This window comes from Enterococcus alcedinis (assembly GCF_014635985.1).
GTDB classification, from domain to species: domain Bacteria; phylum Bacillota; class Bacilli; order Lactobacillales; family Enterococcaceae; genus Enterococcus_I; species Enterococcus_I alcedinis.
Genome location: NZ_BMDT01000010.1, coordinates 80084 through 96331, shown reverse-complemented (window position 1 = coordinate 96331; position 16248 = coordinate 80084). Strand labels below are relative to the sequence as shown.

Genomic DNA, 16248 nt, shown 5'->3' with positions numbered 1-16248 from the left:
AGGTTGCACATGAAAAACGTATTATTAATTGGTTGCAACGGTCAGATGGGGAAAGTTGTACAAGAAGCAATCGTCGCTCATCCTGACGTTCAACTCGTTGCAGGCTTTGATCGCCTTGCAACTACAGACAACCTCTTCCCGGTTTACCAAGATTTCAATGAAATTACAGAATCAATTGACGTCGTGATTGACTTTTCACATCACTCAATGACAAACAATACCTTAGAATACTGTGTCGCAAAAAAATTACCGGTAGTGATTGCAACGACGGGTCTCTCACCTGAAATTATGACAGCGATGACAGCTGCTTCAAAGGAAATCCCTGTCTTTTATTCAGCGAACATGTCGCTTGGCGTCAACGCTTTGATTCAAGCCTTGCACAAAATCGCGCCAATCTTAGAAGACGACTTTCAAATTGAAATCATCGAGAAACATCACCGTTTCAAAAAAGATGCGCCAAGTGGCACGGCCTTACTATTAGCCGATTCAATCAATGAAGTCTTAGCACAACCCAAAGAATATATTTATGGACGTAGCGGTAATGAGAACGAAAACGCCATGAGTGAAATCGGGATTCACGCTGTACGCGGTGGATCGATTCCTGGCGAACACACCGTTTTATTTGCCGGCGAAGATGAAATCATTGAATTGAAACACACGGCTTTATCTCGTACGATTTTTGCCAATGGTGCCATTAAAGCGGCTCTTTTCTTAGAGAAACAAGCAGCTGGATTGTTCAGCATGAACGAATTATTAAACGAAAATTAATATAAAAAGAAGTTACTCCGTTGTGACTTCTTTTTTTTGAGTCTATCGATTAAGAATACTTAAACGAAATGTTACAACCTTCACAATTTTCATTACGACAGTTTTTTACATTTAGTAAAACAGATGTTTTTTTATTTATTTTTATTTTCTCACGAATAATTTGATAAAATTTTTATAATCTTTTTATAGAATTAATAGACATTTTCGAGATTTGTGTGTAATATGAAGGCTGTAGATAGCCTTTGATTAGGCTTTCAAAACTGGCGTCATTTTTCTTTGTGAAAAAGACACCAAAAACTAAGCAATGATAATGGGGGAATTATGATGAAAAAAACAAAATTAGTAACACTTACAGCAGCTGTATTATTATCAGGCGGCTTATTAGCAGCATGTAGTGCTGACGAAAAACCAGCTGAAAGTTCTACACCTGAATCATCGGTTGCAACTTCTTCTGAAGATGTTGTAAGTTCTGCTTCAATTACGGACAAACCAGAAGAAATTGTGAAATCATTAGGCGCTGAAGGTAACTGGTTAACAGCAGCTACTGGTGACGTAACAATTGATCAAGACTTAGTTGTCGATGGCGAATTCCACGATAAAGACGATGCTTCTGCAGATATCTATCGTAAATTAGCACTACACACACAAGATGAGAAATTTACAATTTTAGATAACTTCACATTAACTGTACCAAAAATTGTTGTAAACTCTGAAAACTTCACTGTTTTCTACGGAACAATCAAAGGCGACATCGAAGTTAATGCCAATGGTTTCTCATTGATTGGTACAAAAGTTGATGGAAACATCACATTCACAAAAGAAGAGTACCAAACTTCTGCAAACTTAGACAAAGATGGTAAAGGCGCAACAGTTACTGGTGAAGTAACAGTCGCTGAATAATTCATTTTAAAAAGATAAACAAAAAGAGGGGTTCGATCATTGATCGTGTCCCTCTTTTTCATGTTTGAAAAAACATTCGTAGATTAATTGTTTGCAATCCAGTAGCGACGCATCCATTTTTGTTCTGCTTCATAGAATCGTTTATCTTCTAAAATCCCTTGATTGTTTTCAATAACCTTCGCTGAGCCAAGGTTATCGTCCAAACACGTAATCAAGACATTGTTGATTGAAAATGCTTTTGCTTGTTTTAAAGCGGCTTTCAACATTTGTGTCGCATGCCCCTTTTCTCGTTCAGAAGGCGCAATCGAATAGCCGATATGCCCACCGTAATCCAATAAATGCGCATTTAATTTTAATCGTATCGATAACATTCCAATGACTTTTTGACTTTGTGTATCCAACCAGAGGTATTGATAAGTCGGGACAAACTCTTCGCTCGGTAAGGTCGCTTCATCTTGATAGAGCCTTAATTTTTCAAACCAGTCGTCGATCGTTGGAAAAGTGTTTAATCCACTCGCACCTGGGATATGCGTTGGGTGATCGAATTGATTGCCATATTCTTCAATTATTTGTTTCAAATCCGGTGTTGCAAGAACCAACTCTATGTTATTTTCCATCGTCATTCCCCTTGCTATTCTTCATTAAAAAGCGTTTCTTCAAAACTCAATGTCGCACCATCAGCTGACACACTCATCTCCACGCCATAAGGCAAAACCGTTCGAGGATAGGCGTGTCCAAAGTTCAAATTGTACAAGACTGGAAAATCAGGTTGATCAATCACTTCACAGATAACCGTTTTATATTCTTGATAGTACGCTTCATCTTGAGGTTTTCCAAAAAGCAGTCCCGCTGCTCCTTCAAAAACCTCCGCTTCTTTTAATGTTTGTAACATCCGACGTAAATTATCGGGTGTTGGTTTTTCTTCTGATGTTTCTAAAAAGACAATTTTCCCTTGCCACTCTTTCGCACTTGGGAAAATTTGATACCTTTCACCAATTTCTTTTTCTTTTGGATCACGTTCCCCTGCTAATAAATCAAACAGGCTTTCGACACAACCGCCTAATAACGGACCACTAAAGGCTCGTTCTCCTTGTAGCCATTCATGTCCCTTCGTTTCTGGATGAACCATCCGAGGTACTCCCAAAGATTGCTCTGAAAAATCGGTTCTTTCACTGTACCAAACGGGACTAGAGACGATTGGTGCTTGCGGATTGATTCCTAGAAAACGTTGGACGTTTTTAAGAGAGTATGGCAGCATTTCTGGACCAAGCTCTGCGAAATCCGTTAGAAATGCTGGACCGTAATAAGAAGTCATCCCTAATTTATAAAAGAGTAAATGATTGACCGTTGAGTCGGAATAACCGGTAAAGATTTTAGGATTCTTTTGAACCAGTGAGCGAAATTCCGTGTCTTCCCATAAATAAGGCCAAGTCAAAAACGTATCCTCGCCACCAATCGCACAAACAATCGCTTTGATTTCAGAATCTGCAAAGGCGGCTTTTAAATCGGCGGCGCGTTTTTCAGGATGGGCTTTGACATAATCGATTCCCTTCAAGGCATGTGGCATGAAAACTGGGACAAAACCGAGTGCTTCTAAACGTTTGGCACCTAAATTCAAACTATGTGTGCAAAATGCTTCGCCTAATGTTCCACTTGATAAACTAACAATCGCGATTTTATCGCCTTTTTTTAACGTGGGTGCTTTAATCATCTACTCACTCCTCTTCTTTTTTAAATTATCGCTAACTATACACAATCCTTCTGTAAAAAACAAGCGTTGTCTTAAAATAAAAATGATTTGTTTCTCAACTTAAAAAACAGTGAGAAACAAATCATTTCATTTAATTAGTTATAAAGTGGGCCAAAATGAGCACACGCTTTAAAATCTGCCCCTTCTAAATCTTTCGTACCAAAGCCACTAAATGAATGTGGACGGAAGATTTTTTCGCGTGGGACGTTGTGTAACGCTACCGGAATACGTAACATGCTTGCTAATGTAAGGATGTCTGCTCCAACATGTCCATGAACGGTTGAGCAGTGGTTTGATCCCCAGTAGTTCATCACATCATAAACCGATTCAAAGCCTTCTTCACCTAAGTTTGGTGCGAACCAAGTCGTCGGCCATGTTTTATCGGTACGCTCATCTAATGTTGTATGAACATCGTCTTCTAAGACAACCGTGTGCCCTTCAGCAATTTGTAAAGTTGGTCCAACGCCATCAACCATGTTCAGGCGAATCACCGTAACCGGCATTTCTGCCGCTGTTTTAAAGTGTGACGAATACCCACCACCACGGAAGTACTCATAATTCGCACGACACCAGTCCGTTGCATCTAAACATGCTTGAATGTCTTCATCCGTCATGTTCCAGAACTCTTTCATCGTGCCTTCGCCATTTTCATCTTTGGCAGCTGCTGAACCATCAAGCGCAGAAGCACCTGAGTTGATTAAGTGTAAAATTCCATTGGCAGCTTTACCTGTTAATTTCTTACCAGTCACATTCTCCACCGCTTCTGGACTCCAATACGTACGCACGTCAGAGAAAATCGGTGCTTTGTTTGTTAGTAATGTTCCAAACAACATTGAAACGGCATTTAACGTATCATTTTCCGTCGCAAAAGCCGTTGCTGGACGTGCACCGTTCCAGTCAAAAGTCGATGCCATAATTGCTTCGGTAAAGTCACCATTTGGTAACCAGTCTGTCCATTGACGTTGACCTTGGAAACCACCAGCAATCGCATTGCGTCCGCGTGCTTCTTCTTCCCAACCAAGTTCCGCTAAACGTGGATTCCCAAATAAAATATCACGGATAATAATCGCTTGTTTCGCAATGAAATCCCAATCTTTATCTGCTGGAATTACTTTGGATTTTGTAATGACTTCAGGGAATTCTTTACCAACGTTAATATCAATACCTTCTTGGCAATTTTCTTCAATCCATTTTAACGCTTTTTGGTATTCAGTTGGATCATAAATACCAATCGTGATACGGCGTAAAATTTCTGTCATATCGACAAACTCAACTGGCATTCCTAAGTACTTGCCAAAGAAAGAATCGTCGACTTGTGAACCGGCAATCCCCATACAAGAAGAACCAATATTCACGTATGACTTGCCTTTCATTTGACCAATCGCAAAGACACCGCGTGCAAATGATAAGATTTTTTCTTGAACGTCTGCCGGAATCGAGTTGTCGTCCAACTCTTGCACATCATGTCCATAAATTTTAAATGCAGGATAACCTTTTTGAGCATAGCCGGCCATCGCAGCAGCTAGATAAACCGCACCCGGACGCTCCGTACCGTTAAAGCCCCAAATCGCTTTAATCGTATCCGACTCGATATCCATTGTTTCCGTACCATAACACCAACTCGGCGTCACAGAGAGCGTGCCGATAATATTCTCGCGACTGAATTGTTCACTTACAATTCCTGCATCGCCTCGTCCGCCAATCGTCCGCTCACCAACGACACATTGAACAGGTGTACCATCTGCATAACGTAGCGTGCTTTCAATTAATTCTTTGGCAGCGTGTGCCATTGCCATTGTTTTTTCTTCTAGTGATTCTCGAACGCCACCTTGACGACCGTCAATTGTTGGGCGAATCCCAATTTTTGGATAATTACGCATTTTCTTTAACTCCTTTAATCTTTCTTTATTTATGATTCATTACTTTTTGATAAATAGAAAATTGACGGTCCCATTCACGACTCGTCTCATCGGGGTAATAATAACTCGTATCAGCAATCGTCTTGACCCATTCTCGAACCTCGCTCAACGTATCAAAAACACCTTGAGCTTTTAGTTGAACCGCAATATTACCAATGGCAGTTGCTTCAACCGGACCGGCACAGACACGCATATTAGCAGCATTTGCCACCATCTGACAAAGAATGCTCGCTTTGGAGCCGCCACCTACGATATTCACCGTATCAAATTCCATTTCGACTGCATCGATAATTTCTAGAAACGTATACTTATATTTCATCGCTAAACTTTCATAAATACAACGAGCAATCGCACCATCCGTTGTTGGAATTGTCTGCTTTGTCGCTTTAGCATAGTCTTGAATCCGCGTAATCATATCTCCTGGCTCAGAAAAAATCGGATCATCGGTATCGATAAAACATTGAAACGCCGACGCTTCTTCCGCTAAATCTGCCAGTTCTGAAAATTCATAATAACGCCCTAACGCGGCTAAGTTACGCTGAAATTCTTGAATAATCCAAAGGCCCGTGCAATTTTTTAAAAAGCGCGTTGTGCCGTTAATACCGCTTTCATTTGTTAAGTTGTATTGCGCTGCTTTTTCATTTAAAATCGGTGCCTCTAGCTCCGTTCCAACGAGTGACCACGTGCCACAAGAAACAAAAAGAAATTTTTGATTACTTGGAATACTCACGACTGCACTGGCTGTATCATGGGCGCAAACGTTATAGACATCAATCGGTTCAAATTCAAACTCCCGCTTCGTCTTACCTAATAAATGCCCTGCGTCAACGAGTGGTGGGAAAAGTGTTTCAGGTAAATCAAAAGTCGATTGCACCGTAGCATCCCAGACGTTGGTTGTTGCATTGACTAATTGACCAGTTGAAGCAATGCTACGTTCAGCCGCCATTTCACCCGTTAATAAATAATTGAATAAATCAGGCATAAAGAGTATTTGATGCGCTCGTTTGAACAACGTAGCTTCCTGATTTTTTGTTGCTAATAATTGAAACAGCGTGTTAATTTCCATTATTTGATTACCGGTTTGTTGATACATTTGTTGGGCACTCATTTTTTGATAAGCTTCTTCAATCATCCCTTTAGTTCGTGGATCACGGTAATGTCGTGGATTTTGCAAAAGCGTGCCTGTTTCATCAATCAATCCAGTATCAACACCCCATGTATCAATTCCTAAGCTATCGACTGTCCCTTGTTGAACCGCTCGCTTGATTCCGATTTGAATCTGCTCAAATAAATACGGAACGTTCCAATACAGTCCGTCGCCATCAACAATTGGTTCATTGGGAAAGCGATGCACTTCTTCCAATTCAAGTCGGCCATCTGTATATTTCCCTAAGATGGCACGACCAGAAGAAGCCCCAAAATCAAATGCTAAAACATTTTTTCGCATGACGTCTCCCTTTCTTTTGCTTAGCTATATTTTTTGTAACCTGGATGTTTTCCTGTTACTTGGTAGTTTTTTCTCATATCAAATAATGTTTCGAGTTCATCACGTGGAATTTCTTCTTCTTGTTTCCCACCTAACAACATACGGGCGTAGAAGGTTGTTTTTGCTACAAGTTCAAGCGACTCCATACGGTAAAATGCCGTAATAATATCTGAACCGACCGCTAGCGCCCCATGGTTAGCTAATAATAAAACGTCATGTTCTGGCAAGTAAGGCGCAATCGAATCAGGTACTTCATTCGTTGATGGCTTACCAAACGGTGTAATCGGTACCGAACCAATCACAATCGCATTTTCGATAAGTGAATAACTATCTAATGGGATTTGAGCTAAAGCAAAACCGGTGGAAACTGGTGGATGTCCGTGAACCACAGCGCCGACATCTTCTCTTTCTTTATAGACACGTAAATGCATTTTAATTTCACTTGATGGACGGAAATCGCCTTCCGCTTCTAAAATGTTTGCATCTTTATCGATTTTAATTAATTTTTCCGGTGTAATGAAGCTTTTACTAATACCCGTTGGTGTACATAAAAACGTATTATCATCTAGTTTAACAGAAACATTTCCATCATTGGCTGCTACCCAACCGAGTTGCCACATTTTATTACACACATCGCAAATTTGTTCGCGAATCATTTGTTCGTTCATCATATTATTCCTCCAAAAAATCATTTATATCCATAAGTATACAAGTTTTATTTGATAATGTAAGCGTTGAACAAAAAGAAAATTAAAGCGCTTTTTTTATTGGTTTTTTCGTTCAAACTCGTTCACTATCGTTCAATCTATGGTACACTTTTAAGTAAGAGGTGAATGGAATGGACATTCGTGAAAAAGAAATTTTAACGATTTTAGCTAAGAAAAAGTTTATGCGAACAACCGAACTTGCAGAACATTTACATTGTAGTATTTCTTCCGTTCGACGCGCGTTAATCACGTTAGAACAACAAAAAGTCGTGATTCGTGTCCGTGGCGGCGTGATGCTGACAAAAGAATCGAACATTGAATTTTCCCATACCTATCGAGAAGGAACCAATCCAGATAAAAAAAAGCAAATGGTAACACTTGTCAAAGATTTTATTGGACCGAATATGTGCCTATTCCTTGATTCAAGTAGTACGATTCAACAAGTCATTGACGTCATCATTACTGTTCCCAATCTAGTCGTGATTACAAATAGTCTAAAAACAGCTTTATTTTTAAGTGAGTCGAACAATGAATCGCTTAAAGTCTTTATTACCGGTGGCGAAATTAAACTAAATACCACATCGGTGCTCCCTTCCGCACAAGACCCAGTCTACGAATCGTTTCGTTTTGATCTAGCGTTGTTTTCTTGTCGCGGCATTGATTCCGATGGTGTTTACGAAGCGAGTTTTAGCCAAGCCAATCTAAAGAAAGAAATGATGAAACGTGCGAAACAAAACATTTTACTAGTGGACGATTCAAAATTTGACTCCACTCATTTCTTTAAAATCAGCAATTATCACGACTACGACGCCATCATCACCAACCAAGCACCCGAACCCCACTACCAAGAACTATTCGAAACAAAAAAAGTCGAACTCTTATACCCATAAGAGGCGATAAAAATAGCGTTTATCTCCGCAGTCGCTGCTAGTTTTATGCCGTTTCAAATTAAGAGGCTATAATGAAACACTTTTCTTAATATCAAAAAAACTCCTGACATTTTCAGTCAGGAGTTTTTCTAGTTTCGTAACAAGGTATTCTTAAACGTATACTTATCTGCGCGATAATACGATTCATCGTACAAGATTGGCATGCCATCCTTTGTATAGGTAACTGAATGGACTTTTAATAATGGTCCCCCTACAGCTACGTTTAATAATTCTGCTAGTTCTTTCGTTACTAAAATCGCTTCAATCTCTTGGTGTGAGTAAGCAATTTCAACTTTCTCTTCTAGCAACTTAAAGAGTGATCCTTCAAAATCTTGTGCCGTCAATCCTTCGACATAGGCTTTGGCTAAGTAGATTTTCTCGACGGTCATCGGTGATTCATCTAAATTTCGTCGACGCACCAATTCATAAATTGTTGTTGTTTCGTCTAATTTTAATGCTTCTTGAATCAACGTTGGGACTTTTTTTATCGGATGAAAAGCAATGACTTCCGTTTGGCTAACTTTCCCATATTCTTTGGCTGCTTCCGTAAAACCTTTCAGTCCAGAATGCCCACTTTGAATCTTTTGCGGCGACATAACGTAAGTGCCTTTGCCTTTTAGTTTATATAAAATGTTTTTTTGAATTAATTCATCAATCGCCTTACGAACCGTTAAACGACTAACAGCGAATTCTTTAGCTAAATCATATTCAGACGGTAGCTTTTGGGAACGTACATAAATGCCTTCTTGAATTCGTTTTTCAATTTCGTTCGCCACTTTTTCAAATTTAACTCTTGTTGAATGAATCTCGCTCACTGTAACTCACCTCGTTTAACATTATAACATTTTTCATTGGGTCAAATGAATACTAAGTAATTAGATCCCTTTAACTGTTAATGCCGCACCAATTAAATTGGCATCATTCCCAAATTGCGCAACACGTAATTTGGGTAAGATTGGACAACGTTGACCATAATTCATAATTTCTGCTAATTTTCGATAAATGTTATCCAGTAAATCCGTTTTTTTCGTAATGCCACCACCTAAAACAATGTATTCAGGATCAATCGTATATTGCATATTGTAAATCCCAAGTGCTAAATAGTGGTACAATTCTTCGGTCATTGCAATCGCATCGTCTTCACCTGATTCGGCTAAAGCAAAAACTTCTTCACCTGTGTATTCTTGACCTTTTAGCGTCGAATATTTGCGTGCCATATGAACAGCAGATCCCAGTTCACTTAACTCTCGACGACCGTCAACGAGCATCATTCCGAATTCGCCACCATAAGAATGTTCTCCTGATTGAATTTGACCATTTGAAATAATGGTTCCACCAACCCCGGTACCAATCACCATGAATAATGCATTTTTGATTTCTCCTGCAATTCCTAAATGAATTTCTGCTTTACAAGCGCAGTTGGCATCATTTTCAAAAAAAACAGGCAACTGATACTTCTCTTTAAAATAAGCAATGAAATCAAAATCATGAATATAGCGTAGAGAACTGACGCCATCGACGCGCCCCGTCTCTTGATTGGCAATTCCAGGCACACTAAAACCAATGGCTTGAATCGCATACTTAGTAAGATACGACGTTATCATTTCATCTAATTTTTCTTGCATTTCTAAAAGTGTTGTTGGTGATTGAAATTGTTTTTGATCCATTAGTTGGTCAGTGAAAACGCCGCTTTTGACACTTGAGCCACCAATATCAATTGTTAAAATTGTCATCGTAAATACTCCTTAAAATACCATTTTGTAAACAAAGTGAGGCAATAAGACCTCTTGAGTGATTACAGCATAGCCATTTTCAATGTTAAAATCAACCGCTTTTTGGTTAATGACATCGACAATCGATTGAACTCGACGGTCACCGACATAACAACTCATTGTCACATTTAATAATGGGTAATGATTTTCAATCGTATAAATGTCTTCTGATTTTTTTTCGGTTAAGTAATGCAAGCCATGTAGTAAAATCACATCTTTTTCTTTTGATGCATTGGCCGTGATTTGTAGCGAAGACGGTCCGTCGTGAGTCACTTGTTTCATCGGTACGCACATCGTTAACACGTCTTTTAAGATTTCTTTGATAAACTGTGGCGCATTTTTACGGTATAACGTAAATATCGGATGAGCAAAATAATAAACATTGCCATAGACCGTCAACTCTGGTGCACCAATTTCGCGTTTTGACGGTGCATGTTGATGTGAGATAAAGGTTTCGCCTTCACGGTTAAAGTAAGGTTGCACCAGATCAAGAGCGGCTGTCGCTTCAACCGCTGCAATTTGCGTCCCAGGAATATAGGCGACAAACTCTTCTTGCGGCAAGTCTTTACCAAACGTTTCGTTCGGTAAAATGAAATCACGTTCATATTGCCCATCACCTAAATAATCGATGCCATAAAAAGCTTGATGCGTTGTCTCTTTTTGAATCAATGACTCAAAGGTACCAATCACTTTACCACCTTGTGCGATAAAGTCTTGTAGTTTATCCTCAATTGCCGCTTTGTAAGGAATAATATCTGGTAAAATTATTACTTGATAACGACTAAAGTCCATCGCTGAATCAATAATATCAAATTGATAGTTTAGCTCTTGTAACATGCGAGTTGCGCCAATAATTGCTGGACTCGTTCTTGGCTGATCAGAACCTGGCAACCAAAACTCTTCTGGTGTCAATAGAGCAAGTTCCGTCATTGGTACCGACGCATACTGACTATCGTCTTCAATTTTTTCAACGGTTTCAAATACATGACCAATTAATTCATACGCGGCTTTTGATAATTCGCCATCTGGATGGAGCTGATCACCAATCGAACAACCTTGTGCGCCTTGAGCAAACATATTAAAGACTTCGAATTCCATCGCTGCTTTATTTTTTAACGAATGGAAATCACCCCAATACGTATGAAATTTCCCTGTCATGCCAATAAATTCTTTACCTAAATTACGTGCGTAACGTGCGGTAATTGGGAAATGATCATAGCCCCAGCCGCCACTCGGTAAACTCTCTAATTCTAAATGTGAATAAAACGGTAAACTGGCTTTATCATTTGGTCCAATGTGCGAACCATTATAGAACGTTTTAATCTCTGGTGAAATGGACCAGATTAATTCTGAAATTTCCGCTTTAAAATCATGTAGCATTTTCTTAGAATAACGTAAACGCTCATTCTTAATAGTATGATCAATCGCTAACTCTTTCATTTCCGCTTGGCAGTAAGTACAGTCACAATCAACGGCAAATAAGATATCCATAAAAATACCATCGACTTTATCTTTTCCAACAACCGCAATCAAGTCCAGTAGATGTTCTTTGAAAAAATCACGGTACGGGCTATTTAAACAAATCGTATGATAAAAATGCGGTGCCGGCACGCCTTGAGTATCAATGTATTCTCCTTGATCATCAACTGATAACCATTCTGGATGGTTCTTCATAATATAATGATCCCATTGAACCGTTGTATAAATGGGTACATCAATTCCTGCCGCATGACAAGCATCGATTTGCTCAATTAATAAATTCGGATTTTCTAGACCGGGATGAATCAACTCCGGATGGGTTTGACTTGGGTAATAAAGCATCCCGTGATGGCAACGTGCAAAACACGTAATCGAATCAACGTGCGCCGCTTGTAATCTTTCAACAAAAGCAGTTGGATTGAATTTTTCTCCAATTTTTGGAATCAATTCACTCGTATGAAAATCTAAATGGACTTGTCTTGAACGCATAACTTTTTCTCCTTTAATGGATCTTTTTTATTGGATTGGGGCAGTAATTCTTGTTTGATACGCATCTAACCATTCTTGACTTGCGACTTCAATCGTTGGATAGCCGCCATCTTCTGCTGGATAAGCTAAATAAATCGTTGGCTCTAAATTTTCCGTTGCAACAGCAAATGAGAATTCAACGTTCGTTGCGACACCCCACTCGCCTTTGTTGTTCATCGCGACAAGTGAAAAAGCACCACATTTTCCTTTGCGTCGCTCTAATTGATTCGCAAAAGTTGTCATCGCTTGGTGAACGGCTGCTTGCGGCTCTAAGCCAGTGCCCATTAGACGAACCGTTTCATAACTTAAACAACCTTTCATTAAGTCTTCACCTAATCCAGTCGCTGTAGCACCACCAATTTCACTATCCACATAAAAGCCCGAACCTGAAAGTGGCGAATCGCCGACACGGCCTTCTTTTTTCATAAACAAACCACTACTTGACGTTCCACAAGACATGCTACCTGTTTTGTCGACAGCAACCATGCCGACCGTATCGTGTCCGTCATACGGACTTAAGTTTGAACGACTCATTTCATCTAAACGATTTGACCACGTTTTTTTCGCGCGTTCCGTTAGCATGTTTTGCATTTCAAACCCTTCTTTGATGGCATATTTTGCGACACCATCACCTACGATAAAGGAATTAAAGCGTTCATGACTTAATTTTTCTGCGACTGCAATCGGATTTTTTACACCACGACTGCCAGCCACGGCACCAATATCAAAGTTGTCACCATTCATAAATGCCGCATCAAGTTCGACCATCCCGACTTCATTCGGTAAACCACCGTAACCAACCGATTTATAAAAAGGATAATCTTCGACCATTTTAATTGCATCAACAATCGCTTTTTGTGATGTGCCACCATTGGCTAAATCTTTTGTTGCAGCGGCAATCCCATCGCACGCCATTCTCCAAGTTGCTATCATTCCGTATGTCATTTTTATTTCCTCCTAATTATCTTCTATTCACACATATTCAAAATTGCGTGCATATAAATTTCCATATTTAATAGTAAATCACTTTCATCCATGTATTCATCGACATTGTGCGCAATCCCTTTTTGTCCTGGAAACGAAGGTCCAAAAGCGACCGTGTTTGGTAAGAAACGCGCATAAGTCGCACCAGTCGTTGTAACCGGCGTACTATCTAAACCAGTCACCTCATCGTAAGCACGCGATAATTGGGCAATTTCCGGTAAATTTTTATCATGTAAAATACTTGGCATGCTACGAACAACTGTGACTTTTGTTTCATTACTGTAAGCTGCTTGACGCAAACCGTTTACAACCTCTTCTTCTGTGAAAGAAACTGGGTAGCGAATCGACAAGCCTAATTTAAAGCCCGTTTCTGTTTTTTCGAGTAAATAAGGTGTAACGTTTAAGACACCACTCATTTCATCTTGCCAGTTCATATTTAAACCTTCACCGTAATGTTTATCGTGTAGACTTTCCGCAATCCATCTAAAATAAGATTGTAATTCTGTAGCAATTGGTAAATTGTGAAGTTCTTTGGCTAGCAAAGTAATCGCGTTCTTCCCTAAATCAGGCGCATTCGACGGCGCACGTTTACCAATCACTTCAATCATTTGACCATCGACTAAACAACTTAAATAATCCGGTACAAAGCTTCGATCTTGTTCGCCCTGAATTTCAGAAACTGCGGCTAATAATTCCGGAGTAAAATTCGTTTCATATTCAACGGCGATAATCCCTCGCTCGCCATAAACGACCGGGTATTTACAATCGGGTGTAAAGGCAAATGTTGGTGCTTTTTCATATTTTAAGTAGCGAGGAATGTCTGAAGAACCACTTTCTTCGTCTGTTCCAAACAAAATTCGTAATGTCCTGTTGATCGGGTAACCGTTATCAATCAATAGTTTCAAACCATAAAGACAAGAGAAAATCGGCCCTTTATTATCCAGAATGCCTCGAGCAAATAATTTCCCGTCACGCTGAGTAAGTGTAAACGGTGGTGAGGTCCATTGCCCACCGGCTTCTACAACATCTAGATGCCCCATTATTCCTAAATAATCCGAGCCTTGACCAACTTGAATATACGCAACACAATCGTCGACTAAGTGTGGTGTAAAGCCATACGATGTCGCAATCTCGATAACTTCTTCTAAAACTTTTTTGTTCTCCACGCCATAAGGTGCCCCACTTTCTGCCGGACCTTTGACACTTGGGATCGCAATCAGGCGAGCCAAGTCTTTGTAGAAATCCTCTTTGTTTGCTTCAATTAAAGCCTTAATTGATGGTTTCATTTCTTCACTCCTTAAGATTTGATATTCTTACCATTCATAGAAATTTGTATTTGTTGTAACACCTGGGGAGACACTCATAAATGCCTGATGATCAATTGTTTTAATTAACTGATTCAAACGGCCTAAATCTTTTTTACTGGCTACAATAAACAAAATTTTCTTTTCTTCTTTTGAAAATGCGCCTTCAACATTATTTACGACCGTGATACCACGTTTTAAATCGGCTTGTAAAACGGGAACCAGTGCTTCTGAATGATCGGTGACTAATAAAATTTGAACTTTTTGCTGTTTCGTATTCACGAAATCGACTGCTTTACCGCTGACAAAGACTGCAAGGACACTATAAAAGGCATACTGCCAACCAAAAATAAATCCGGCTAAAAAGTGAACCGTACAGTTAAATGCAATAAAAATACTACCGATTGATTTCCCTGTCCGCTTACGAACGAGAATCCCGATAATATCTAAGCCACCGGTCGAAAAATCACTGTTTAATGTAATTCCAACAGAAGTCCCATGTAGTACACCACCAACCATCGCTGCTAAAATCGGATCAGTAACCACCGTTTTCACAGGAATAATACTCATAAATACCGAGGTTAATAACACCGCGACAATTGTATATTTGGTAAATTCGCGATTGATCCAAAACCAAGAAATGATAAGTAGTGGGATATTCATACATAAAACGAGCAATGGGATCGATAATGACAAGCCGACAAAACGTTCGATTACCGAAACAATCAATTGAACAAATCCTGTCACTCCACTAGCATAGATACTTCCTGGTAACCAAAAAAAGTTAAAAGCAATTGAAACCATAAATGCGTAAATCCCTGCAATGATAATTTTTGAATGTCTGTCAATTTCTTTTTTCAACAAACTTGAGCGCTCCTTCAACTGATAGTATATACCATGTAGTATATACTATTAAAAATAGATAACAAGAGGATATCCTACTTTTCGAGAGATTTCTTAATCGCAACAATCCTTAAAAGTTCGTATCATCTAAATAGTCGCTTTTGCTCTCAAAAATCAGTTGGATAACGACTCTCATACAAAATACAAAAAAAGAGAAATCCTTTCATTAGATAGAAAGAATTTCTCTTAAATTGACTATGATTGATTTTGTTGATAAAAAGAATCGAGTTCTTTTTGATTCTTAATGACGACACTCTTTGATGGATACTTCTCTTGTAATTCTCGGTAATGTGCTCTTCTTTCCTTTGTTCGGCCAGTGTAAAGCACCCACCATAGAAATTCAAAATCGAGTTTTTCATCACAACCTTCAGCCATATCTGGACGTGTTTTGTTATGGTATTTTATGCGGCGATGGATAATACGTTTAAATGATGCCCAGCGAGAGAATTGAAGGAAAATAATTTGGTCAGCTTCCTCTAAACGCTCCGCTTGATAAAATTTAGTATAATTTCCATCAATTACCCAGTTTTTTTGCCCCATCACGTCGGACACGATTACTAACGCTTCTGCGTGATTGCGTTCTTGCCAATTTTGGATAAACTGAACCGTATCCAGGTGAATAACAGGAAGCCGTTTTTTCTCCCCTAAAAATTTGGCTAGCGTTGATTTTCCACTACCAGAATAGCCTAGGATAGCAATTTTCATTCAACTTCTCCTCCTCTTCAATTAAAAATGCGAATGTTAATATAACATTTTTTTAAAGAACATGCAAATAAAAACGGTGTATCTAAAAACACCTTTTATTTTTGACTATTTTAA

The 16248-nt window shown here is 39.2% G+C and carries 15 protein-coding genes; 3 read left to right on the top strand and 12 right to left on the bottom strand.

Going from position 1 to position 16248, the window contains the following annotated elements; all coding sequences use genetic code 11:
• The first annotated feature begins 9 nt into the window (after nt 1–9).
• Nucleotides 10–768 (top strand): 4-hydroxy-tetrahydrodipicolinate reductase, encoded by a 759-nt coding sequence (dapB, locus tag IEV09_RS10260; RefSeq protein ID WP_188368210.1) that lies wholly within the window; start codon nt 10–12, stop codon nt 766–768.
• Between the two features lie 324 nt (nt 769–1092).
• The gene (locus IEV09_RS10255; protein WP_188368209.1) at nt 1093–1668 is read left to right on the top strand and encodes a polymer-forming cytoskeletal protein; all 576 of its coding nucleotides are present in this window, start codon (nt 1093–1095) and stop codon (nt 1666–1668) included.
• Between the two features lie 83 nt (nt 1669–1751).
• Here IEV09_RS10255 and IEV09_RS10250 read toward each other — a convergent pair whose 3' ends face one another.
• The 5 genes from IEV09_RS10250 to IEV09_RS10230 all read right to left on the bottom strand — a co-directional run bounded on the left by IEV09_RS10250 (nt 1752) and on the right by IEV09_RS10230 (nt 7494).
• The gene (locus IEV09_RS10250) at nt 1752–2285 is read right to left on the bottom strand and encodes a GNAT family N-acetyltransferase (RefSeq protein WP_188368208.1); all 534 of its coding nucleotides are present in this window, start codon (nt 2283–2285) and stop codon (nt 1752–1754) included.
• A 14-nt stretch (nt 2286–2299) separates the two neighbouring features.
• Nucleotides 2300–3379, bottom strand: a complete 1080-nt coding sequence (locus tag IEV09_RS10245; protein WP_188368207.1) for a S66 family peptidase — start codon at nt 3377–3379, stop codon at nt 2300–2302.
• 134 nt (nt 3380–3513) lie between these two features.
• On the bottom strand, nt 3514–5298 hold the full coding sequence (locus IEV09_RS10240) for an L-fucose isomerase (protein WP_188368206.1): 1785 nt from the start codon (nt 5296–5298) through the stop codon (nt 3514–3516).
• Between the two features lie 25 nt (nt 5299–5323).
• The gene (locus IEV09_RS10235) at nt 5324–6784 is read right to left on the bottom strand and encodes a rhamnulokinase (RefSeq protein ID WP_188368205.1); all 1461 of its coding nucleotides are present in this window, start codon (nt 6782–6784) and stop codon (nt 5324–5326) included.
• A 20-nt stretch (nt 6785–6804) separates the two neighbouring features.
• Nucleotides 6805–7494, bottom strand: coding sequence for a class II aldolase/adducin family protein (locus IEV09_RS10230; RefSeq protein ID WP_209651432.1), 690 nt, complete (start codon nt 7492–7494; stop codon nt 6805–6807).
• 167 nt (nt 7495–7661) lie between these two features.
• Between IEV09_RS10230 and IEV09_RS10225 the strand changes: the two genes are divergently transcribed.
• Nucleotides 7662–8420, top strand: coding sequence for a DeoR/GlpR family DNA-binding transcription regulator (locus IEV09_RS10225; RefSeq protein WP_188368204.1), 759 nt, complete (start codon nt 7662–7664; stop codon nt 8418–8420).
• Nucleotides 8421–8548: 128 nt separating this feature from the next.
• On the opposite strand, the gene IEV09_RS10220 is transcribed toward IEV09_RS10225, so the two are convergent.
• From IEV09_RS10220 to IEV09_RS10190, 7 genes are all read right to left on the bottom strand, one after another.
• Nucleotides 8549–9274: a GntR family transcriptional regulator, LSA1692 subfamily gene (locus IEV09_RS10220; RefSeq protein ID WP_188368203.1), complete on the bottom strand. Its 726-nt coding sequence runs from the start codon at nt 9272–9274 to the stop codon at nt 8549–8551.
• Nucleotides 9275–9334: 60 nt separating this feature from the next.
• A complete protein-coding gene (locus IEV09_RS10215; RefSeq protein WP_188368202.1) occupies nt 9335–10192 on the bottom strand; it encodes an ROK family protein in 858 nt (285 codons plus the stop codon).
• 12 nt (nt 10193–10204) lie between these two features.
• On the bottom strand, nt 10205–12199 hold the full coding sequence (locus IEV09_RS10210) for an alpha-amylase family protein (RefSeq protein WP_188368201.1): 1995 nt from the start codon (nt 12197–12199) through the stop codon (nt 10205–10207).
• 27 nt (nt 12200–12226) lie between these two features.
• On the bottom strand, nt 12227–13183 hold the full coding sequence (locus IEV09_RS10205) for a glycosylasparaginase (protein WP_188368200.1): 957 nt from the start codon (nt 13181–13183) through the stop codon (nt 12227–12229).
• Between the two features lie 23 nt (nt 13184–13206).
• Nucleotides 13207–14508 (bottom strand): Sapep family Mn(2+)-dependent dipeptidase, encoded by a 1302-nt coding sequence (locus tag IEV09_RS10200; protein WP_188368199.1) that lies wholly within the window; start codon nt 14506–14508, stop codon nt 13207–13209.
• Between the two features lie 27 nt (nt 14509–14535).
• Entirely contained in the window at nt 14536–15387 is an 852-nt protein-coding gene (locus IEV09_RS10195) for a YitT family protein (protein WP_275950545.1), read from the bottom strand.
• 237 nt (nt 15388–15624) lie between these two features.
• Entirely contained in the window at nt 15625–16134 is a 510-nt protein-coding gene (locus tag IEV09_RS10190; RefSeq protein ID WP_188368198.1) for a DNA topology modulation protein, read from the bottom strand.
• Nucleotides 16135–16248: the final 114 nt, after the last annotated feature.